This window comes from Spirosoma flavus, assembly GCF_054778555.1.
Map to the genome: position 1 here is coordinate 245,656 of NZ_BAAGZL010000001.1, position 21,317 is coordinate 266,972.

At 43.9% G+C, this 21,317-nt stretch carries 24 protein-coding genes; 21 read left to right on the forward strand and 3 right to left on the reverse strand.

The features are described from left to right. Positions 1 to 95: 95 nt before the first annotated feature. The 20 genes from nrfD (at position 96) to ACYVF1_RS01030 (ending at position 16,831) form a co-directional block, all read left to right on the forward strand. Positions 96 to 1,526, forward strand: coding sequence for an NrfD/PsrC family molybdoenzyme membrane anchor subunit (gene nrfD, locus ACYVF1_RS00935; protein WP_461074680.1), 1,431 nt, complete (start codon positions 96 to 98; stop codon positions 1,524 to 1,526). 66 nt (positions 1,527 to 1,592) lie between these two features. After that, entirely contained in the window at positions 1,593 to 2,126 is a 534-nt protein-coding gene (locus tag ACYVF1_RS00940; RefSeq protein ID WP_461074682.1) for a DUF3341 domain-containing protein, read from the forward strand. Positions 2,127 to 2,140: 14 nt separating this feature from the next. Next, positions 2,141 to 2,746: a c-type cytochrome gene (locus tag ACYVF1_RS00945; RefSeq protein ID WP_461074684.1), complete on the forward strand. Its 606-nt coding sequence runs from the start codon at positions 2,141 to 2,143 to the stop codon at positions 2,744 to 2,746. A 100-nt stretch (positions 2,747 to 2,846) separates the two neighbouring features. Next, complete coding sequence (locus ACYVF1_RS00950; RefSeq protein WP_461074686.1) at positions 2,847 to 4,151, forward strand: quinol:cytochrome C oxidoreductase; 1,305 nt, start codon at positions 2,847 to 2,849, stop codon at positions 4,149 to 4,151. Positions 4,152 to 4,170: 19 nt separating this feature from the next. Beyond that, complete coding sequence (locus ACYVF1_RS00955; protein WP_461074688.1) at positions 4,171 to 5,289, forward strand: cytochrome c oxidase subunit II; 1,119 nt, start codon at positions 4,171 to 4,173, stop codon at positions 5,287 to 5,289. Positions 5,290 to 5,315: 26 nt separating this feature from the next. Beyond that, positions 5,316 to 7,199 carry a cytochrome c oxidase subunit I gene (locus ACYVF1_RS00960; protein WP_461074690.1) on the forward strand — a complete coding sequence of 628 codons (1,884 nt, stop codon included), beginning with the start codon at positions 5,316 to 5,318 and terminating at the stop codon, positions 7,197 to 7,199. Beyond that, positions 7,174 to 8,193, forward strand: coding sequence for a COX15/CtaA family protein (locus tag ACYVF1_RS00965; RefSeq protein WP_461074692.1), 1,020 nt, complete (start codon positions 7,174 to 7,176; stop codon positions 8,191 to 8,193). The genes ACYVF1_RS00960 and ACYVF1_RS00965 overlap by 26 nt, the downstream gene beginning before the upstream one ends. Position 8,194: 1 nt before the next feature. After that, positions 8,195 to 9,073, forward strand: coding sequence for a heme o synthase (gene cyoE / locus ACYVF1_RS00970; protein ID WP_461074694.1), 879 nt, complete (start codon positions 8,195 to 8,197; stop codon positions 9,071 to 9,073). Positions 9,074 to 9,083: 10 nt separating this feature from the next. Beyond that, positions 9,084 to 9,674 carry a cytochrome c oxidase subunit 3 gene (locus ACYVF1_RS00975; RefSeq protein WP_461074696.1) on the forward strand — a complete coding sequence of 197 codons (591 nt, stop codon included), beginning with the start codon at positions 9,084 to 9,086 and terminating at the stop codon, positions 9,672 to 9,674. Between the two features lie 15 nt (positions 9,675 to 9,689). Beyond that, positions 9,690 to 10,487 (forward strand): cytochrome c oxidase subunit 3, encoded by a 798-nt coding sequence (locus tag ACYVF1_RS00980; protein WP_461074698.1) that lies wholly within the window; start codon positions 9,690 to 9,692, stop codon positions 10,485 to 10,487. Positions 10,488 to 10,503: 16 nt separating this feature from the next. Beyond that, positions 10,504 to 10,833 carry a cytochrome C oxidase subunit IV family protein gene (locus ACYVF1_RS00985; RefSeq protein WP_461074700.1) on the forward strand — a complete coding sequence of 110 codons (330 nt, stop codon included), beginning with the start codon at positions 10,504 to 10,506 and terminating at the stop codon, positions 10,831 to 10,833. Positions 10,834 to 10,836: 3 nt separating this feature from the next. Continuing rightward, positions 10,837 to 11,547, forward strand: coding sequence for an SCO family protein (locus tag ACYVF1_RS00990; RefSeq protein WP_461074702.1), 711 nt, complete (start codon positions 10,837 to 10,839; stop codon positions 11,545 to 11,547). A gap of 4 nt (positions 11,548 to 11,551) precedes the next feature. Further along, positions 11,552 to 12,094, forward strand: a complete 543-nt coding sequence (locus tag ACYVF1_RS00995; RefSeq protein ID WP_461074704.1) for a DUF420 domain-containing protein — start codon at positions 11,552 to 11,554, stop codon at positions 12,092 to 12,094. Positions 12,095 to 12,105: 11 nt separating this feature from the next. Beyond that, positions 12,106 to 12,387 carry a hypothetical protein gene (locus ACYVF1_RS01000; protein ID WP_461074706.1) on the forward strand — a complete coding sequence of 94 codons (282 nt, stop codon included), beginning with the start codon at positions 12,106 to 12,108 and terminating at the stop codon, positions 12,385 to 12,387. Then, on the forward strand, positions 12,332 to 12,709 hold the full coding sequence (locus ACYVF1_RS01005) for a DUF983 domain-containing protein (protein ID WP_461074708.1): 378 nt from the start codon (positions 12,332 to 12,334) through the stop codon (positions 12,707 to 12,709). Before ACYVF1_RS01000 ends, ACYVF1_RS01005 begins: the two co-directional genes overlap by 56 nt. A gap of 103 nt (positions 12,710 to 12,812) precedes the next feature. Further along, positions 12,813 to 13,418 (forward strand): RNA polymerase sigma factor, encoded by a 606-nt coding sequence (locus ACYVF1_RS01010; protein WP_461074710.1) that lies wholly within the window; start codon positions 12,813 to 12,815, stop codon positions 13,416 to 13,418. Next, positions 13,387 to 14,280, forward strand: coding sequence for a hypothetical protein (locus ACYVF1_RS01015; protein WP_461074712.1), 894 nt, complete (start codon positions 13,387 to 13,389; stop codon positions 14,278 to 14,280). Before ACYVF1_RS01010 ends, ACYVF1_RS01015 begins: the two co-directional genes overlap by 32 nt. Further along, complete coding sequence (locus ACYVF1_RS01020) at positions 14,277 to 15,302, forward strand: outer membrane beta-barrel protein (protein ID WP_461074714.1); 1,026 nt, start codon at positions 14,277 to 14,279, stop codon at positions 15,300 to 15,302. Before ACYVF1_RS01015 ends, ACYVF1_RS01020 begins: the two co-directional genes overlap by 4 nt. Positions 15,303 to 15,305: 3 nt before the next feature. Continuing rightward, positions 15,306 to 16,145: a Rossmann-fold NAD(P)-binding domain-containing protein gene (locus ACYVF1_RS01025; RefSeq protein ID WP_461074716.1), complete on the forward strand. Its 840-nt coding sequence runs from the start codon at positions 15,306 to 15,308 to the stop codon at positions 16,143 to 16,145. A 53-nt stretch (positions 16,146 to 16,198) separates the two neighbouring features. Then, entirely contained in the window at positions 16,199 to 16,831 is a 633-nt protein-coding gene (locus ACYVF1_RS01030) for an acetyltransferase (RefSeq protein WP_461074718.1), read from the forward strand. Between the two features lie 71 nt (positions 16,832 to 16,902). Here the strand turns inward: ACYVF1_RS01030 and ACYVF1_RS01035 are convergent, their stop codons facing one another. Then, positions 16,903 to 17,850 carry a toxin-antitoxin system YwqK family antitoxin gene (locus ACYVF1_RS01035; RefSeq protein WP_461074720.1) on the reverse strand — a complete coding sequence of 316 codons (948 nt, stop codon included), beginning with the start codon at positions 17,848 to 17,850 and terminating at the stop codon, positions 16,903 to 16,905. 170 nt (positions 17,851 to 18,020) lie between these two features. Between ACYVF1_RS01035 and fcl the strand changes: the two genes are divergently transcribed. Continuing rightward, complete coding sequence (gene fcl, locus ACYVF1_RS01040) at positions 18,021 to 18,962, forward strand: GDP-L-fucose synthase (protein WP_461074722.1); 942 nt, start codon at positions 18,021 to 18,023, stop codon at positions 18,960 to 18,962. 50 nt (positions 18,963 to 19,012) lie between these two features. Here fcl and ACYVF1_RS01045 read toward each other — a convergent pair whose 3' ends face one another. Both ACYVF1_RS01045 and ACYVF1_RS01050 read right to left on the reverse strand, forming a co-directional pair. Continuing rightward, complete coding sequence (locus ACYVF1_RS01045) at positions 19,013 to 19,774, reverse strand: tetratricopeptide repeat protein (RefSeq protein WP_461074724.1); 762 nt, start codon at positions 19,772 to 19,774, stop codon at positions 19,013 to 19,015. Positions 19,775 to 19,867: 93 nt separating this feature from the next. Then, positions 19,868 to 21,268 (reverse strand): DEAD/DEAH box helicase, encoded by a 1,401-nt coding sequence (locus tag ACYVF1_RS01050; protein ID WP_461074726.1) that lies wholly within the window; start codon positions 21,266 to 21,268, stop codon positions 19,868 to 19,870. Between the last annotated feature and the right edge of the window lie 49 nt (positions 21,269 to 21,317).

Genomic DNA, 21,317 nt, shown 5'->3' on the forward strand with positions numbered 1-21,317 from the left:
TAAAATACGCTTTACGCTTTAAAGATTACGTCTTTAAGCTGTCGTAATTTAGAGTTTGTAAATCGTGCATCACAAATCGTAAATACAGTAAGTATATGTCGCATGTTACATCAGCTGTAAGAACTCCTCTTGTTACCGGTGGAAAAACCTATGCCGACGTAACAGAGGATATCAGCAAACAGGTCGAAGGCGCTCCAACCCGTGAGTGGACGATTGCCTTTACCATTGCTGTAGTTGTACTCTTATACGGTACAGCCTGCCTGTTCTGGACTTGGTGGGAAGGTCTGGGAGTTTGGGGTCTAAACAAAACTGTGGGCTGGGCGTGGGATATCACCAACTTCGTATGGTGGGTTGGTATCGGACACGCTGGTACATTGATTTCAGCTATTCTTCTTTTATTCCGGCAGAAATGGCGGACTGCCGTAAACCGTGCTGCTGAAGCCATGACGATTTTTGCCGTTATATGTGCTGCAAGCTTTATTATGATGCACGCTGGCCGTCCATGGGTAGCTTACTGGTGTTTGCCGCTACCTAATACGTTAGGTTCGCTTTGGGTAAATTTCAAATCTCCGCTGGTTTGGGACGTATTTGCCATCAGTACATATTTCACCGTATCGCTGGTATTCTGGTATATGGGTCTAATTCCTGACTTGGCTACTATTCGCGACCGGGCACGTAGTAAGGTATCTCGTTATATGTATGGAGCTTTTTCGCTTGGCTGGAATGGTTCGGCAAAAACATGGGCTCGTTATGAATACATGAGCTTGATTTTGGCAGGCTTATCTACACCGCTAGTACTTTCTGTACACACGATTGTAAGTATGGACTTTGCTACGTCGGTTATTCCTGGCTGGCATACTACTATCTTCCCTCCTTACTTCGTAGCTGGAGCTATCTTCTCTGGTTTCGCGATGGTACAAAACTTGGTTCTTATTATTCGAGTAGTGTTCAAACTGGAAGACTATATCACAGTTGAACACATCGAATCGATGAACAAAGTCATTACATTAACAGGTTCGATTGTAGGGGTAGCCTACTTGACAGAGTTCTTTATTGCTTGGTATTCAGGAGTCGAATTTGAAAGTTATGCATTTATCAACCGGGCTACCGGGCCATATTGGTGGGCATACTGGGCTATGATGACTTGTAATGTAATTACACCACAGCTTTTCTGGTCGCGGGCAATTCGCCGGAGTATCGTCTGGACATTCGTATTATCTGTTATTGTAAATATCGGTATGTGGTTTGAGCGTTTCGTGATTATCGTTACGTCGCTACACCGCGATTACCTGCCATCGAGTTGGGCTATGTTCCACCCAACCTTGTTTGACATTAGTGATTACATTTTCTCATTTGGCTTATTCTTCACTTTATTCCTACTGTTCTCGAAATTCCTGCCGGTAGTAAATATGGCCGAAGTTAAAACAATCATTAAATCGTCGTCCGAAAAACTGCCTGTTTCTGTATCAGGTGTAGCTAAAGGCGAACGGGTTGCTAATCCGACGTTTAACAAAGACGTAGAATAAAAATGTTTCAGGCGAACTGTTAAAGCATTTCGACCGAAACCTGAAAAATTTGAACAAGTAAAGAATATGTCAGACGCACATAGCAACGGTAAATTCTTAGTCGGCATTTATGATGATGACGACGTAGTATTACAGGCCGTAAAGGATATAAAAAAAGCCGGTGTTCGAATTCATGAGGTTTATTCGCCGATTCCAATACATGGATTGGACGTAGCGCTTGGGCATCCGCGTACCCGACTAGGCATTGCCGCATTTATGTTTGCTTTATCGGGAACGATCACGGCTTTGTCTTTAACATTCTATACTGAAGGTTTTGACTGGCCAATGATTGTAGGAGGTAAGGATTCTTACTCCCCTATTATTTATGTACCAATTTTCTTCGAATTAACGGTATTGTTTTGTGCGTTAGGTATGGTGGGCACATTTCTAGTGTCGAATGGACTAGGACCAACCGTTAAGCCATTGATGTATGATCTGAGAACTACCGATAACAAATTTGCGATGGCCATTGACCTTAGCAAAAACACTATTGGTGAAGTTGATATTGAGCAGATACTGAAAAGTTCAGGCGCTGCTGAAGTAAATGTTAAGCAGTTCTAATAGTAAGAATGAGAATGATTACTAAACATACGAGCATAACTGCACTGGCTTTCATTGGGCTATTATTTGCGGGTACGTCCTGTAAAAAAGGTCATGAAAATACCGGTGTCGAGTATGCACCACAGATGTATGATGCCGTAGGGTATGAGCCATATCGTCAGATACGGGCTAATACCATTAATCCACAAGGATTAAATATGCGTTTACCAGCTCGCGGTACAGTAGCCCGTCCAAATTATCACACTAAGTTTGGTGAAGGCAATACGGCTACTAACGATCTGATGATTTATAATATTCCGGCTGATAGTATCGGAATTGCTGAGCGGGTTTTAACCAATCCTATTCCACAGACGGAAAAGTCAATGGCCGAAGGGCAATTGCTTTACACACGTTATTGCAGCCATTGTCATGGTGCGGATGGTAAAGGTGACGGTCCAGTTGGTAAGGAGTATAAAGGGGTACCCAACTATTCGTCAGATGCTTTAAAAACATTGAACGATGGGCATATCTTTCATGTGATTACCCATGGTAAAGGGCGTATGTGGCCGCATGGCTCGCAAATCACTCCTGAAGACCGGTGGAAGATTGTACAATACGTACATAAATTACAACAAGGGTAATCTTAAGTTCTCAGATCGGAAGAATAGAAATTTCGCTCGCGAAAAATCTATTTTCTTCTTCACTGAAAACTAAAAACTGAAAAACTGAAAACTGTTAAGAATGGCATCGGCTCACGCAATACCGTCCTTAGACGAACAATTTGAATTTACTGCCGAATCCAAACGTCGAATTTTTATCGGCCTTGGCGTTGGAGTAGCGCTAGTTGCAATTGGCGCGTATTTACTAGCATCAGGTGCCGGCTCGCACGGACACGATGCTCATGCAGCTCATGGGGCAGGTGCTCACGAAGGTGCTCATCATGCCTATAAATGGACTAATCGGCTCTGGGCTAACGTCTGGCTGAATGCAATCTATTTTACGGGAGCCTCCGTTATAGGCATGTTTTTCCTTTCTTATAACTACTTAGCGCAGGCTGGCTGGTCTGTATCATTTAAGCGCGTTGCAGAAGCGATGCCTGCTTATCTGCCTTTTATGGGCGTGGTTGTTATTGCCGTTTTCTTCATAGCCGGACATGACCTTTTTCACTGGACCCATGAAGGACTATATGATAAAGCAAGTCCAGAGTATGATCCAATTATTGCAGGCAAAAAAGGATTTTTAAATACAGGATTCTATTTAGGACGCATTGTTGCTTATTTCGGACTTTGGTACTTCCTGTGGATGAAACTTCGTAATTTTTCCTTACAGGAAGATTTGTACGGTGGAACTGATTACTATGAAAAGAGTATCAAATTTGGTACGGCATTCCTGCTGGTATTTGGTGTTACATCGTCTACGTCAGCATGGGATTTTGTTATGTCTATTGACACACACTGGTTTAGCACCATGTTTGGATGGTATACATTAGCAAGTTGGCATGTAACAGGATTGGCAATTATTACTTTAACAGTTGTTACCTTGAAAGAGCGTGGCTACATGCAATGGGTCAATGAAAGCCATCTCCATGACTTAGGTAAATTCATGTTTGCATTTACCATCTTCTGGACGTATGTATGGTTTGCCCAGTTCATGCTTATTTATTATGCCAACCTACCTGAAGAAACCATTTACTATCGGGAGCGTTTTAGTGGATATGGAGGGATTTACAAAACACCTTTTTTTGTAAATATTTTACTCTGCTTTGTTTTACCATTCCTGATTTTAATGACCCGGGATGCTAAACGAACATACATTATTCTAAAGCTGGCAGCATGGTGCATTATTGTGGGTCACTATTTTGATTTCTACAATAATATCATGCCTGGTACTGTAGGTGAGCATGGTGGATTCGGCCCAATGGAATTCGGAATGATTTTGATTTTTGCTTCAGGATTCGTTTACTCGCTTTATTCTCAGCTAGCAAAAGCAAATCTAATTCCTAAAAATCACCCTATGCTTGAGGAGACACTGCATCACGATATTTAATTTATAATTCAATAGCACGATGATTTATATAGTTATTCTATTATCGGTAATTTTTCTAGGATTAGCTGCTACAGTAATATCCCGGATGGCTACCGTTGTGAAGAATGCCAATGGACCAGTTGAAGAAGGTCATATTGGTATGAGTAATCGGATTAATGCCGCATTATTCATGATCTTCTTTGTATTGGGTGTGGTTGGATTTGTGTGGTCGTTTTTATACGCAAAGCAGTTTTTCTTACCTGAAGCATCAACGCCACATGGACGTCGGACTGATTTCCTGTTTTGGCTTTCGATGGGAATAATTACGGTTGCTTTCGTAATCACCAATGCATTACTCTTTCTATTTGCCTGGTTATACCAACATAAAGAAGGTCGTAAAGCTGCCTATTATCCGGAAAACCATAAATTGGAGTTAATCTGGACAGTAATTCCGGCTGTAGTCATGGCTGTAATGGTATTCACTGGTTGGAGAGCATGGCGGGATATTATGTCAGAAGCTCCATCAGATGCACAAGTCTTTGAAATTGTGGGGAAACAGTTTAACTGGATTGTTCGGTATCCAGGTGTAGACAACAATAAGCTGGGTGCCTTTAACTATAAGCTAATCGATAGTAATAACGAAACAGGAATTGATTACACTGATGAGGCTTCATTTGATGATTATGTTTCAACATCAGAATTACACATTCCAGTTGGAAAACCAGTTTTATTGAAGATTCGAGCACGTGACGTATTACATAGCGTTTTCATTCCACACCTGCGTGTGAAAATGGACGCTGTACCAGGTATGCCAACACGCTTCTGGTTCACAGCGGATAAAACAACAGATGAAATGCGTAATATAACTGGCAATCCTAATTTCGGTTATGAAATTGCATGTACTGAGGTTTGTGGACAGGGCCATTTCTCGATGCGTATTCGTCTAATTATTGAGGATGAAGCATCTTGGCAAGCATGGTGTAAAGAACAAAAACCGTTGCTTTCGGCTGTTCCCGAGCTGGCACAACGGATTCCAGCTAATTTAAAGTCTAAAGCAGCTAAGTATTTGCCAACACAAGAGACGGCGGCACCAGCTGACAGCGTAACCGCAACCATAGTTACTCAAGGAGCAAAAGTGGCCAGTGCTACGCTCCACTAATTATTAACTTATAAGAAACTAAATTTATGGCGACTGAATCAGCTAATCTGGCAACTGTGGCACATGCAGCAGAGCATGATCACCATGAGCCACAAAGTTTTTGGCGCAAATACATATTTTCGGAAGACCATAAGACGATTGCCAAACAATATCTTATCTCAGGTATAATCTGGTCGATAATTGGCATTAGCTTGTCGGTGATGTTCCGATTACAGTTAGGATTTCCGGCGATGAAGCTAGACTTCTTACGACCAATTTTGGGCGGGTGGATTGACGAAACTGGTAAACTAGATCCTGATTTTTATTTGGCACTGGTTACCATGCATGGTACTATTATGGTATTCTTCGTTCTTACAGCCGGGTTAAGTGGTACGTTCTCTAACTTCCTGATTCCACTTCAAGTTGGAGCACGGGATATGGCTTCCGGCTTTCTGAATATGCTTTCATACTGGTTCTTCTTTATGGCCAGTATGCTTATGCTATGGTCATTGTTTATTGAAACAGGACCTGCTTCAGGTGGATGGGTCATTTATCCGCCATTGAGTGCTCTTCCTCAAGCCCACAAAGGTTCTGAGTTCGGTATGACGCTTTGGTTGATTAGTATGGCTTTGTTCATTGTATCGCAATTGTTAGGTGGTATTAACTATATCACTACGGTAATCAATTTGCGTACACGAGGAATGTCATTTAGTAAGTTGCCATTAACTATCTGGGCTTTCTTCCTAACGGCTGTACTTGGATTGATATCATTTCCTGTTCTTCTTTCGGCAGCGTTATTACTGATTTTTGACCGAAGCTTCGGAACTAGTTTCTATTTGTCAGAAATCTATATCAAAGGAGAGGCTCTTCCAAATGTAGGTGGTAGTCCAATTTTGTTTCAGCACTTGTTCTGGTTTTTGGGACACCCCGAAGTATACATTGTGTTGCTTCCAGCATTGGGTATGACTTCGGAAATTATTGCAACTAACGCCCGTAAACCTATCTTCGGTTATCGCGCTATGATTGCCTCGATGATGGGTATTGCTTTCTTGGCGTTTATCGTATGGGCGCATCATATGTTCGTGACTGGGATGAATCCGTTCTTAGGTTCAATATTCATGTTCCTGACGCTGATCATTGCTGTACCGTCGGCCGTCAAAGCGTTTAACTACATTACTACACTATGGAGAGGTAATATTCGCTTTACGCCAGCTATGTTGTTCTCAATTGGCCTAGTATCTTTCTTTATTTCGGGTGGATTAACGGGGCTTATTTTGGGTAACTCTGCACTTGATATTCAATTGCATGATACATATTTCGTCGTAGCCCACTTTCACCTTGTAATGGGTGCTGCATCAGCTTTCGGATTACTGGCAGGAGTATATCACTGGTTCCCCAAGATGTTTGGTAGAATGATGAACGAGAAACTGGGATATCTTCACTTTTGGATGACATTCATTGGAATCTACTTAGTATTCTTCCCAATGCATTATATCGGTATTGCTGGATTTCCACGTCGGTATTACGCCTTTACCAGCTACGATTTCACAAAGAATATCTTCGCTGATATGAATAGTTTCATCAGCCTTGCAGCCATTTTCACGTTTGCAGCGCAATGGGTATTCATCTACAATTTCGTTCATAGTCTCATCAAAGGGCGTAAAGCACCTCAAAATCCCTGGAAATCTAATACGTTAGAGTGGACGACCCCAATCAACCCAGGGCACGGTAACTGGGTAGGAGAAATCCCTCCAGTATATCGTTGGGCGTACGACTATAGTAAGCCTGGTGCAAAGGATGATTTCATCCCACAAAATGTGCCATTCTCGCAAACTCCAGAATCGAATCTACCTCATGAAAATGAGCTAATTGGTATGGAAAAAGAAATTGAGGCACAATACTTGAATGATCAGTTCAATCAGCCCCATTAATAAACAAGAACGACGATTCCAAAAGCTAGCATTTCTGACTATACTCACCGTTTATTTCTTAGTTCTCGCAGGGGGTATAGTCAGAAGTACTGGTTCTGGAATGGGCTGCCCTGACTGGCCTAAATGTTTTGGTCGCTGGGTTCCTCCAACCGAAATCTCGCAGTTGCCCACAAACTATCGGGAGATTTACGGAGCGAAATTGAAAGGAGAAATAGAGTTCAATGCCGTAAAAACCTGGATAGAATACGTTAACCGACTGTTAGGCGTTTTATCCGGTTTTTTCGTTTTTGGTACGTTACTGGCCTCTACTACGTATCTCCGCAAAGACCGGACTGTATTTTGGGGCAATTTCACCGCATTCATCCTGATTGGCATGAATGGTTGGCTTGGTTCAAAAGTTGTTTCGACTGAGTTAGCTCAATACATGATAACCCTGCATATGTTATTAGCCATTGCAGTGGTTTTTGCCCTGATTTTTGCGTTAGTACGTTCAAACGGACAACGTTTACGATCAGGGATCGAAGGTGAGAAAACAGCTACATTACGTTGGTTACTAGTTTTTATAGTGATTTTAACTATTGTCCAAATAGTGCTTGGTACGCAGGTACGTAGTGCACTTGACGACGTAGTAAAACGGTTGGGTTACGAGCAGCGAGATAGCTGGGTGAGCAATTTACAAGGAAGCTTTTACGTACACCGATCATTTTCGCTGGTTATATTAGCTTTTCACGTACTAATTATCTATCAACTACGGAAACTACGTAACAGTGAATGGTTAAAGGGACTGGCCAAAGGACTGATAGCATTTGTAGCTATTGAAATAGGTGTTGGTGTAATCATGGCATATCTAGCTGTGCCTGCCATTACACAACCTATTCACTTATTATTGGCTATTTTACTAATAGGGGGACAGTTTGCAGGTTGGTTAATTTTAAATCCAGCGCTAATTGTACCAAGAACAGCATCAAAAGAGTCTCGACTTGTCGAAATTTAGTATGGAAAAAGTGACTGCAATAGCGATTCAAGCCGAAAAAGCTAAAGCATACATTGAATTATTAAAACTGAAATTAACGCTGGCAGTCGTTTTTTCCGGCGTATTTGGTTATTGCTTAGCGGCTAACCAAATCAACTGGTTGAAGATAGCCATTCTGACAATTGCTTCAATTTTTATTACAGGAGCCGCGAATATTATCAACCAAATTATCGAAAAAGATTCGGATAAGGTGATGAAACGTACTGCAGTACGTCCTTTGCCAACAGGTAGGCTAAGTGTTCGAGAAGCAGCTATTTTTGCCTTCCTTCTGTTCAGTATTGCCTGCTACTTATACGTCCAGTTTTTCAATATTCGGGCAGCTGCACTTGCAGTACTGTCTCTATTGTTATACGGGTTTGTCTATACCCCGCTAAAACGTAAAGGGCAAATTGCCGTATTTGTGGGAGCTTTACCCGGTGCATTTCCGCCGATGATCGGTTGGGTTGCAGCTACAAATCATTTCGGCTGGGCCCCGGGAATTTTATTTGCCATTCAATTTTTCTGGCAATTCCCACACTTCTGGGCAATAGGCTGGTTAGCATTTGATGAGTACAAAAAAGCGGGTATTCAGATGATGCCCGGTAATGGCAAAACAACCGAGACGGCCTTCCGTATCATGATTTATACTCTATTTCTGATTCCGGTGGGCTGGTTGCCTTACTTGATGGGAGTAACAGGTATTAATTCGGCACTTGTTGCTATGATTGGGGGAATCTTGTTTTTGGCGCAAACGTTTCATTTAATGAGAACCTGCACCGATAAGGCGGCCCTACAAATGATGTTTGGGTCATTGCTGTATTTGCCAATTGTGCAGATCGTTTACCTGCTCGATAAAGTATAACAACAAAACCATGAACGAATTAGTAAACAACATTTCAATTGTAGAAGAGCCAGAAGAAACGCTCTCGATGAATCCCCGTAAATTCATTTTATGGTTATTCATTGTGAGCATTATTATGCTGTTTGCGGCCATGACCAGTGCCTATTTGGTACGTCGTGCTGAGGGCAACTGGCTAGAATACGATATTCCGACTATCTTTAGCTATAGCTCAGTTGTTCTGGTAATCAGTAGTCTGACGATGCACTGGGCTTATTTAGCAGCAAAAAAAGACAACTTTGGCAGTCTGAAGATAGCGATAACTATTACTTTTGTACTCGGTGCCATCTTCCTGTATATGCAGTTTCAGGGCTGGGTCGATTTAGTCAATGAAAACGTGTTTTTTGTTGGAAATCCCGCCGGATCATTCATGTATATTTTTACAGGATTACACGGCTTCCATTTGATTTCAGGGTTGATCGTATTGGTTGTAGCTTTAGTAGCTGCTTTTCGTTTGAAAATCCACGCGAAAAGCCTGAATCAAATAGAGATTGCCGCTACTTACTGGCATTTTTTAGACATTTTGTGGTTGTATTTGTTTTTCTTTTTAGTCTATTTTCATTGATAATCTTTTAGACGCATGGCGGCTAGTGTAACCCACGATACCCTGACGACCGATTCAGACGCAGTATTCGATAAAAAGATCTGGATGGGTGGAGTCGAACCCATGAAGGTGAGCTACGGCAAGCTGATGATGTGGTTTTTCCTGATTTCGGATACATTCACATTTTCAGCTCTGCTGGTCACTTATGGCTTGATTCGATATAGCTATCCCGCCTGGGATCCTGCTATTTATGGCGAAGTATTCAAGTTTTCGAACCTGTACTGGCCAACCCCTGAGATGGTTTATGCATCTGTGCCTTTCTTGCACGGTGTGCATGCTCCTCTGATTTTTGTGGGTATAATGACCTTCATCCTGATTTTTAGTAGCGTAACGATGGTATTAGCTGTAGAAGCTGGCCATCGGATGGATCAGGCAGACGTAGAGAAATACATGCTCTGGACGATCCTGGGCGGATTAACTTTCCTGGGAAGTCAGGCGTGGGAGTGGAGCCACTTTATTCATGGTACAGAAACTGGTACAACCATCAGCGAAATTGTAAACGGACAAACAATTCAACGTACCATTTTTGGCGCGAACCTCGTCGAAAACCAATATGGTCCTCCTGCTTTTGCTGATCTGTTTTTCTTCATCACAGGTTTCCATGGAACACACGTATTTAGTGGTGTGGTCTTAAATATCCTGATTTTCTACAGGGCCGCTACTGGTCTTTACGCTCGTCGGGGCCATTATGAGATGGTTGAGAAAGTTGGTCTTTACTGGCACTTTGTCGATCTGGTTTGGGTATTCGTATTTACGTTCTTCTATCTGGTTTAATAAACGATTTTATACCATGTCTGATCACACACACGGTACACACGAGGTTGGCGAAATTCCACCAGCAAATACGGGTGTAATTTGGAAAACATTTTGGATACTATTAGGTATCACAATGGTTGAATTTACCTTGGCTTATCTGATGAAAGCGGGAGGTTTACGGACTTCTATTTTCGTCATAATGACGCTGGTAAAAGCCTTCTACATCGTTGGCGAATTTATGCACTTGAAACACGAAGTAAAAAGCCTTATCTGGGCAATCGTTATTCCGATCATCTTTATCGTTTGGTTGCTGATTGCACTACTGAAAGAAGGTGGTTCTATTGGAGTTTCAGTTTTCGGTTGATACATGACGACATCTAGAAAGGCCGGGATTCTGCTCGCTACGTTGCTGATCCCGGCTTTACTATATCTATTCCTCCGCTTTGGTACGCAAAATCACTACGTACTGCCACGTTACTTACCCAAAATTGATTCGGCCAAAGGCGAACCGTTGATTGGAAACGTAACGTTGATCAATGGGAAAGTAATAAGAGACACAATTTACAACCACATACCTCCTTTTAGCCTTATTGACCAGGACGGTAAAATGGTCGATGAGTCAATAGTAAAAGGAAAGATATACGTAGCAGATTTTTTCTTTACACGCTGTGGCACAATATGTCCACGTATGTCGTCGCAGCTGACACGTGTTCAGGATATTTTCCGGAATAATCCTGATATCGTTTTTCTTTCACATACAGTAGATCCTGAACACGACAATCCTGAAAAACTCAAAGCATACGCTCAGAAATACGAAGCTATCCCTGGTAAATGGCATTTTCTGACTGGTAGCAAAGCTGCGATTTACGAATTAGCTATGCATGGATATTATCTGCCAGCTGTTGATAAAGGTGTAAAGGAAGGGAAACCCGACGAAACTTTTATTCACAGCCAAAAGTTGGTTTTAGTAGATAAAGAAGGCATTGTCAGAGGGTTTTATGACGGGACAGATAAGGAAGATGTTGATCGTCTAGTGCTTGAAATCCGAGTTCTGCTAGATATTTATAATAAAGAATAAACCCATGGACGTACTAGAGGCCACGCAGGAGCAAAAAGCTAATCGGGTGATTAATGGTCTAGCTTTAGCTATTCCGGTTGCTGTAGCTGTGCTGCTGGGTATTCGCCAGAAAGTGGATTTAGGTGCGTGGACAACGTATTTACCGCACATTAACGGTATTATTAACTCCATCACTTCAGTTTTACTACTTCTAGGATTTTACTTCATTAAGCAGAAGAATATAATGGCCCATAAACGAACAATGCTGGCCGCTTTTGCTTTAGGTTCATTTTTTCTAGTTAGTTACGTACTTTACCATTTAACTAATGAATCGACGCCATTTGGTGGAGAAGGCTGGATACGGCCTGTATACTATTTTCTGTTGATATCACACATTGTGTTATCAGTTGTTGTTGTTTGGTTCGTGCTACGTGCCGTTTATTTTGCTTTAAGCGGACAAATTTTAAAACATAAACAGACTGTAAAATACGCATTTCCAATCTGGCTTTACGTTAGTATAACAGGCGTAATTGTGTACCTGATGATAAAACCGTATTACATTCATTAATTCAATAGAAAATGAGACGTTGGCAAGTGTGGTTGATAATTGTGCTCATTGTAGCCGTTTCGCCCGATTTAATGGCGCAGTGCGCTATGTGTCGGAGTACAGTCGAAAGCACGGTGAGTAATGGACGTAGCGTAGTAGCGTCAGATTTGAATTTTGGAATTGTGTATCTACTAATTGCTCCTTACCTTATCGTCGCTTCGATCGGCTATTTGTGGTATCGTCATAGTAAACAAGAGTATGGGCGACGTATCGAAATTGCAGGCCGTGTTAAAAGGGCTATGTCCCAGATGTAGAAAAGGAAAAATTTTCAAACGTCCTTTCTACACGCCAAGAGGTTTCGACGAAATGCATGAGCATTGCCCGCATTGCGGACTGCGCTACGAAGTCGAACCGGGTTATTTTATTGGAGCCATGTATGTTAGCTACGCCATTTCAGGTGGTGTCGCTTTAGTCGTAGGATTTCTATTATTTTATTGGGCTGGTGATCCTGAGGGTTGGGTATATGCGGCTATCATTGCTCCACTTATGGTATTAATTGCACCTATCAATTTTCGAATTTCGCGCGTTGTCTGGTTGCACTACGTAGCGGGTATTAAATACGTAAAAGGGCTTTAACAAGCCCTTTTTTATTGGACGAGAAAATTACTGGGCAAAAAAATAAATCAGATGCAACCTGATACATTCTATCTTGCATCTTATCGGCGAACCTAAATAAAATATGCTCCGACTTATACCGTTTTTTACAACCGAAGCGCAGTTGATCACTGCCTTGAAGCGTGGCGAAAGTCGCGCCCATAAGGTTGTTTACGAACGATTTGCGGGAAAAATGCTGGCCGTTTGTACGCGTTACTGTGCTAACCGTGCCGATGCTGAAGAGGTAATGCTGGATGGGTTTATGCGCGTCTTCGACAAAATTGAGCAATTTCGGGAGGAGGGGAGTTTTGAAGGGTGGATTCGCCGGATTATGGTAACGGAATCATTAATGTTTTTACGGCGAAATAAACAGTGGAGGCAGGAAATTCCGATTGAAGAAACAACAGCCGAACCCGATTATGAATGGGCAGACGCTACGTTGAACGAACAGGACTTACTACGTATGGTGAATCAACTACCTGACGGTTATCGTACCATATTTAACTTATATGCCATTGAAGGATATGCTCATGCCGAAATTGCCGAAATGCTGGGGATTTCAGAAGGAACATCCAAGTCGCAGCTGAGCCGGGCGAGGACGCTGTTGCAGACGAACTTAAAAAAATTGGAACAGGAACCGGAATACCGGACTGACTATTATGAAAAAACATACCGAAAAACAGCCAATTGACGACTTATTTGCCCGAAAGTTGGGTGATATGTCGCTACGGCCTAGCGCTGATGGGTTTGAGCGGTTGCAGGCACGTATGGGTCAGCGTACAACAGAACCTCGGCTTGTCTTCTGGCGGAATCCAGAAATGCAACGCTACGTAGCGGCTGCTGCCTGCCTGGTATTAGTTTGTACAGTAGGCTGGCGCTACTGGCCTTCTGATACTAAATCGGTTACAAGTGGTAACAACGTGGCAGTTAATAAGTTGCAAAAAGAACAGTCTGAAAATCCTGCAACGAAAGCTATTGAAACCCAGCCAACACAAGTGCCATCTACAAATGATGCTATGTCCACTCAGCAAGCTACGTTAGCTGAAGAAACGCAGTTGGCAGCCGCCACGCAAAATAAACGTAGTAGCCCATCGATTGGCGGTCAGAAAATAGTTGTCATGCCCGAACGTAACGAACCCGTTCTAGCACAAGTTGAACCAACTCAAAGCCAACCTAAAGCAACTGAAGCACGACCGAACGTAGCACCGATCAATGCCGTAAACTCTAGTCAGATAGCTGCTATTGAAACGCCTGCAAAATCAACGCCTGCTTCTGAGCGCGTTCTGGTTGTAACAATTGCCGAGCCAGAAGCATTGGTAGCAGCTCGGCAGGAGATAAAAGAAGTCAACACAGAAAAATCGATTACTGATACGGATCAGAATCCAGAGAAATCAGCAAAAACAGGTGGTTTATGGAATCAGGTAAAACGATTCAAAGAGGGCGAAATATTTGCCCGACGCGATAATCAACCCAGTGAAGATCGAGGTTTGTTAAGTCGGGCTTATACAGGGCTCAAGCATAGTTTAGAGAAAGATAAATCCACCAAACAATGAATACGTTACTGCGTGTGGTAATTGCCACACTCATCAGTACTGCGACATGGAACGCTCATGCGAAATCGCTGAGCCCTACTGATTCACTAGTTATTCGATTTGCGAATCGGACGAGGCTGGTTATTTACGCGCCCGACAAGGCAGGTATTCAAGCGCTATCGAACTATGACCTTAACAAGATTGTACGTGAAATGGGCATGAAGCTGGATTCTGTTCAGGGTGGCCAGACGGCAATTTCGCAAGGAGGTGACCGGTTTTTGAAGGATACGGTGTTAGTCGTTAAGACGGATAACGGTACGACCATTGTTACGAATACGAAAACTGAGACAGCCTCTACCGAACGTAGTGAATCCGACAGGCAGCGCGACCGTGACCGAGAAGAAGAGGAACGTAGAAGACGCAAACGCCACGAAAGCCGAGGGCTTGATATTGGCGCCAGTTTTGGACTCAATAGTTTTATTCAGCAGAGCACAAATCCGGCTTTTCCTGAAACCGATTACGATTTATCGCCACTGGGCTCCCGATACGTAGCGCTGTCGGTAGGAGCTACACCTACACTTATTCCGGGGCGTTATACTACGTTGAAACTGTATTATGGCGTTGAGGTTGCTTGGAATAATTTCATGTTTGAGGGTAATAATATAGCTGTAAAAGGACCTACAACGGTAGAATTTCCGGATGCGGGCCGTGAGTTGCAAAAAAGCAAGTTAACAATCTGTACCATCGGGCTCCCAGTTGTTCCCCGGCTGACCTTTTATAACAGCAGCGGCCGTAAAGTTGGTCATTTTGGGGTAGGTGGCTACATTAATTACCGGCTTGACAGCTATCGTAAAATAAAAGTAGACGATGGCAGCACCGACCGGCGGCACTTCGATTTTTACCTCAATAATTATCGATATGGGCTAATGGCTCAAATAGGCATTCGCAGCTTCGATTTTTTCGTGAAATATGACCTTAGTCCGCTATTTCAACCCGGAAAAGGGCCGGATGTTCGGGCGCTCAGTTTCGGCATTGGTCTATAAATTATGCCTTCTCAAACCGTTTCCATTATTGGCCTGGGCTGGATTGGCCTGCCTCTAGCCGAAAATTTAAAAGCTGAAGGATTTCGCGTAAAAGGGAGCGTAACATCGCCCGAAAAATTGGTTGCTTTGCGTGATAAAGGTATTGATGCGTACCTGCTTCAACTAAATCCGGAACCAGTTGGTAATCTGGATACGCTACTCCAGTCCGATACGTTGGTTATTAACGTACCACCCAAAGCCGGCAAATTCGGCGATACGCATCACCCACAACAAATTCAGTTGCTAACTGAGGCCATACGCAATTCGCCTGTCAGGAATATCATCTACGTCAGTTCCACATCCGTTTATCCTGATGTAAGCGCCAATGTAGCAGATCACGTAGCACACGAAGACGACGTAACAAAGCTTGATCACTCAGCGGCTCCAGCCTTGTTTCAGGCAGAGGAATTGATACGTAGTCTTGCCCCAAATCGACTGGTGATTATCGTTCGTTGTGCCGGATTAATGGGTTACGACCGTATTCCTGGTAAATACGTGGCCGGGCGTAGCGTTGATAGCGGTACGTTGCCGGTTAATTACCTGCATCGCGACGATGCGGTGGGTATTTTATCCACGTTGATTCAGCAGCCAATAGCCGGTACGTTCAACGCTGTTGCTCCCAAGCATCCCACTCGTGAAGCCATTTATCGGAAAAGCTGCTCGGATTTCGGTTACGAGTTACCGACTTTCGTATCGCCTATAGAACCGCTACCTTACAAAATCGTTTCAGGCCAAAAATTCGCGGAAGCGACACACTACGTATTTAAATATTCTGACCCCTTGCAATTTTTCTACAAGCGATAGGTGTTACTATAGATAATTACGATCTCACAACGTAGCAAATACGTATCAACTTAATGGAAAATCCAGTGCTTATTTTCGGAGCAGGTAGTCTTGGCGTAACGGCTTTAGACCTGTTTCAACGGAATAACGTAGTAGTGTATGGTCTGTTAGACGACAATAAAGAACTGCACGGAAAGGAGTTTGGTGACGTATCGGTTTTGGGCGATACCGACGATGACGGCTTTCTAAAATTAATCGGCCATAAGTGCGAAGCCTTTGTAGCGATCAGCGACGCGCGGGTACGTAAGCGACTGGTGAAAATGTTGAATGAACGGCGCAAAGTGCAGCCCGTCAATGCCATCCATGATACGTCCATCGTTTCGACATTAGCCAGCATCGGCCACGGAAATTTGATTGCGGCCAGAGCGGTTGTCAATCCCTATGCCGAAATCGGGCAGCATTGTATAATTCAGTCAGGAGCCGTCATCGAAAGTCAGGCTAAACTAGGTGATTACGTTCAAATTGGGACGGGTAGCTTAATTAACAGCGGAGCCACAGTAGAAGAAGGTGCCTTTGTAGGTGCCGGGGCTATTATTGTCGCGGGAATTACAATCGGCAAAAATGCCCGCGTTGGTGCCGGTTCAGTCGTAATTGAGAACGTAGCAGCAGGAGCAACAGTATTCGGTAATCCGGCGAAAGGGATTTAGCTATCATAGCGCGGAAGACAATCTGCATCCTGTAACTTAACGTCTGTATATTGCCCTCCGCGCTACATTAGCTAATTATTTGTTTCATCATCCTCCACGACCTTCTCTTTCGCACGCTCGAAAGTTACTTTTCCTTTTTCGTCCCACTCCGTAATTACATACGATTCGAACTCACTGTCCCAACGATCGGCAGCGTGCTGGGTGAGTTTTCGGCGCATACGTCGACCGCTGGGGCTAATTGGATAATATTCGGTCCAACGGCCAATTTTAACGCCGTTGTCGTATTTACCTTCCTCAGCTAGAATGCCATTTTCGTGGAAAGCCATGTAGCTTCCTTTCACTTTGCCGTATTCGATCGGAATAATTTCTTTGATTTTGTGATGTGATGAATCATAGAACACCAGTCTTGATTCAGCCGGAACCCCCCGATGCCAGCGCATCTTATCGGTAAGCATGAAATGGCTGTCGTACTTTTCCCAGCGACCATCTTTCATCCCAGCGTAGTAAAATCCTTCTTCTACGAGATCGCCGTTTTGATAGCGTTTGTAGGGGCCATGCATTAACAAACCCGTGCCTTCATCGCGAACAATAGAACTCGTTACGCGACCTGATTTTTGGTAATATCGGTAGATTTCGCGGACGTAGGGTAGGGGCTTGACCGCGTCGTTATCGCGCAAAATATGAAACTCTTCCACGATGGTCCGATCGCCACTACCGATTTTAGTATAGGCTTTTACCATCGACAGTCCTTCATACTCCGTTTTAGACTGCTTGTTTTTAGCTTTTTTGTTGGCCTTTAATTTTTTTAACTCTTTTACTTTCAGCCCTAAATCTTTAACCTCAGCCAGATAAGAATCTTTCTGATCTTTCAGCGAAGACATGGTTGGCAGGCCGAGCGTGGTTAACGACGAAGGCACAGACGAGAAGGGCGAAGCCGGCGCCCCCGACGATTCCAGTACCGGTTTCGAAGTTGTGGTCAACGACGACGGGGCAGTTGGAGCCTGGGCCTGAGCAAGCATCAGTGACCCATTGAATAATAAAAAAAGAATTGTCAGTTTGAAATCAGGAGCAAACATGGCGTCTGGAAACGGTTGTGGCCTTAAGTTTGTTACTTTTGCAACGCTAAAGAAAGCTTTATTATTTTATCATTAAACCGCCTGCTTGTCTGCGGTTTGTTTCTTAGTCATCTGTGGAAAAACAGGCTCGTATTTATATCGCCGGACATCGTGGTATGGTGGGTTCGGCAATTACTCGCAAACTTCAGGCGGAAGGTTATACCAACCTGATCACTCGCACGTCATCCGAACTAGATTTACGTAACCAGTCTGCTGTCGCTGATTTTTTTGCGGAGGAGCAACCTGAATACGTTTTTCTGGCGGCCGCTAAAGTTGGCGGTATTATGGCCAATAACATCTATCGTGCCGAATTTCTGTATGATAACCTAATGATTGAATCAAATATCATTCATCAGGCTTATGTAACAGGCGTTAAGAAGTTGTTGTTCCTGGGTTCGTCTTGTATTTATCCGAAAATGGCTCCACAGCCCTTAAAGGAAGAATATCTGCTAAGCGGATTTCTGGAGTCAACAAACGAGCCATACGCCATTGCGAAAATTACGGGTATAAAACTTTGTGAATCTTACCGAAGTCAGTACGGCTGTAATTTTATTTCGGCCATGCCAACCAACCTGTATGGCCCGAATGATAATTACGATTTGCAGGGTTCGCACGTATTACCAGCGCTGATTCGGAAGTTTCACGAAGCAAAAATTAACGATCAGCCCGCTGTTGAAGTCTGGGGAACCGGATCGCCACGGCGCGAGTTTCTTCATGCCGACGATTTAGCTGATGCCTGCTATTATCTGATGCAGCACTACAGCGACGAATTATTTGTGAACATCGGCACCGGCGAGGACGTAACGATACGTGAACTGGCTGAAATGGTGAAGGAAGCTGTTGGTTTTGAGGGCGAGTTAAACTGGAATACCGAAAAACCAGATGGAACTCCCCGTAAGCTCATGGACGTATCGCGGTTGCACGAAATGGGTTGGAAGCACACAACCGAGCTAAAAGAAGGTATCGAACAAACGTATCAGGATTTTCTGGCGAACGAAGTATTGTACGTTGAATAGCTAATATATTCGCTCATAAAAAAGCCGTCGCATACAACGACGGCTTTTTTTTATTTGAAAATACCTTTGGGGTCTGGCTGTTTAGCAATTAGCTCGTTGAGGTACGTTAAATCCAGCGACGAAAGGTCAATGCTACGTGCCTGATGGAAATAATCCCAGGCTTTGGGATAGTCGGCTTTCAGAAAATAAACAACGGAAAGCTTCTGAAGCGATAACGCATTCGGATTTAACGTAACAGCCCGCTGTAAATGCGCTTCGGCTTCGGCCAGCATATCGGTATTAGGCTTCTCCTGATAACATTTAATTTCGACAGTAGCCAAATCAGTTAACAAAACGGTGTTGCTATCGGCTATTGCTGTTCCTTTCCTTAATATCCTGACAGCGTCTGAAAGATGGTTCTTCTGATAACAGACAACACCTAAACCCCAATAAGCATCCGCATTTTCATGGTTTAGCAACCAGGATAAATTGAAGCGATGGGCGGCTGTATCGAGTTGACCTTTATCGACGTAATCCCAGCCACGCGCGGCAAAAAAATCGCTGGCATCCGATCGGCTGGCGAAATTACGGTCGCAGTCGTTCAGAAAACGGATTTCCTGATCAATCTGATCACTGGATTTTGTGTGTTCACCCAGTAGAGGCAAGGTATTAATGGCACCCCCGCTGGTTTCGGCCAAAGTGGATTCTGTGCTTTGAATCGATTCCTGCGGGCTACCTGGCGCCTGAATAGCGGTCCCTGAACGCGCTGATATAATAAGCTGCTTAGGCTGGGCTGCCGACAGAATTGGCAATCCAACAAAAGAATACATCATCAGTTTTATCCAAGTACGCATAGGGGGCACTAAACCACAGGTTTGGTTTCGATAAAACGAAAAAGGAACCGAAGTTAGTACATTATCAGTGAATTACCGACGACCGCGCCGTAAACTTACCCGCTTTCCAGCACTTGTTTTAGGCCCAGCATTCGCACCCGGGCGTTTACTGACCGAAGTTGATTTAACTGACTGATTTTGACCTGACTTTGATTTGGCGCCTTTCTGCACTTTGGGCAGGTTTTTAGCCTTTTTTTCGTGGAAAGCTCCTTTAAAATCCGGGTCTTCTTTTCGGCGTTGCAGGTCAATTTCACGTAACATATCCTGCTGCTCATCGAATGGTGTTTCAGTAACTTCTACCTGTGGAGGCAAAGGCTGCCGCGGAATAGTCATTCGAATGATTTTCTCGATTTTCTGCACGTGATATTCTTCCGCCATCGTCAGGAACGTAATAGCTTCGCCGGTACGTTTGGCACGACCGGTACGTCCAATTCGGTGTACGTAGTCCTCATAAATCAGCGGTAAATCGAAATTGATCACGTGGCTTACTTCCGCTACATCGATGCCACGGGCTGCTACGTCGGTAGCGACCAGAACCTGAAGAGCGCCATCTTTAAAAGCCTCCATTGCGTTGATACGTGTATTCTGACCTTTGTTGGCGTGTATCACCCGAATTTTATCGGATTCAACCACTTTACGGGCCAGAAACTTGTAAATATTCTCGGCTGTGCTCTTGGTGCGGGCGAAGATGATTACGCGCTGAAATTGATCCTTACTAATCAGGTAATCAAGAAAATTGATTTTGGTGCGGAAATTTGGCACTTCGTACAAAACCTGGTTAACCATTTCGGCCGTCGATGCCTGAGGGGAAACTTCTACTTTAACGGGTGCTTCGAGAAATTCGCCTGAGAGCCGCTCAACGCGTCCGCCGAACGTAGCAGAAAAAAGTAAATTCTGCCGTTTAGTGGGAATAACTTCTAAAATCGACCGGATTTGAGGCATGAAACCCATGTCCATCATTTTATCAGCTTCATCCAGCACCATGGTACGAATTTCTTTCGTCACAATTTCGCCCATCCGGTACAGGTCCATGAAGCGCCCCGGGGTGGCAACCAATAAATCGACGCCATTACGTAGTGTTTCAATCTGTGTCTTTGGGCCCAGTCCGCCGTAGAGTGCTACGTGTCGCAGGTCGGTGTATTTACCCAGCTGTGCAACGGCTTCGTTGATTTGCAGCACCAATTCGCGGGTAGGGGCCAGAATCAACGCGCGCGGGTTCATACCCTGCGCATATTTTATTTTCATCAGCAGCGGAAGCAGATAGGCCGCTGTTTTACCCGTACCGGTCTGTGCAATGCCTAATACGTCGTGATTGCCCAGACTCAGCGGTATGGTTTTCTGCTGAATTGGAGTCGGTTCGGTATATCCCAGATCAGCCACGGCGTTCAATAGCTGCCGGTTCAATTCAAAATGTTCGAAAGAAGTAAAATCCATAGAAAAGCGGGCTCCGACAGGCTCCGGCTGTCTGTTGTAGCTACCCAAT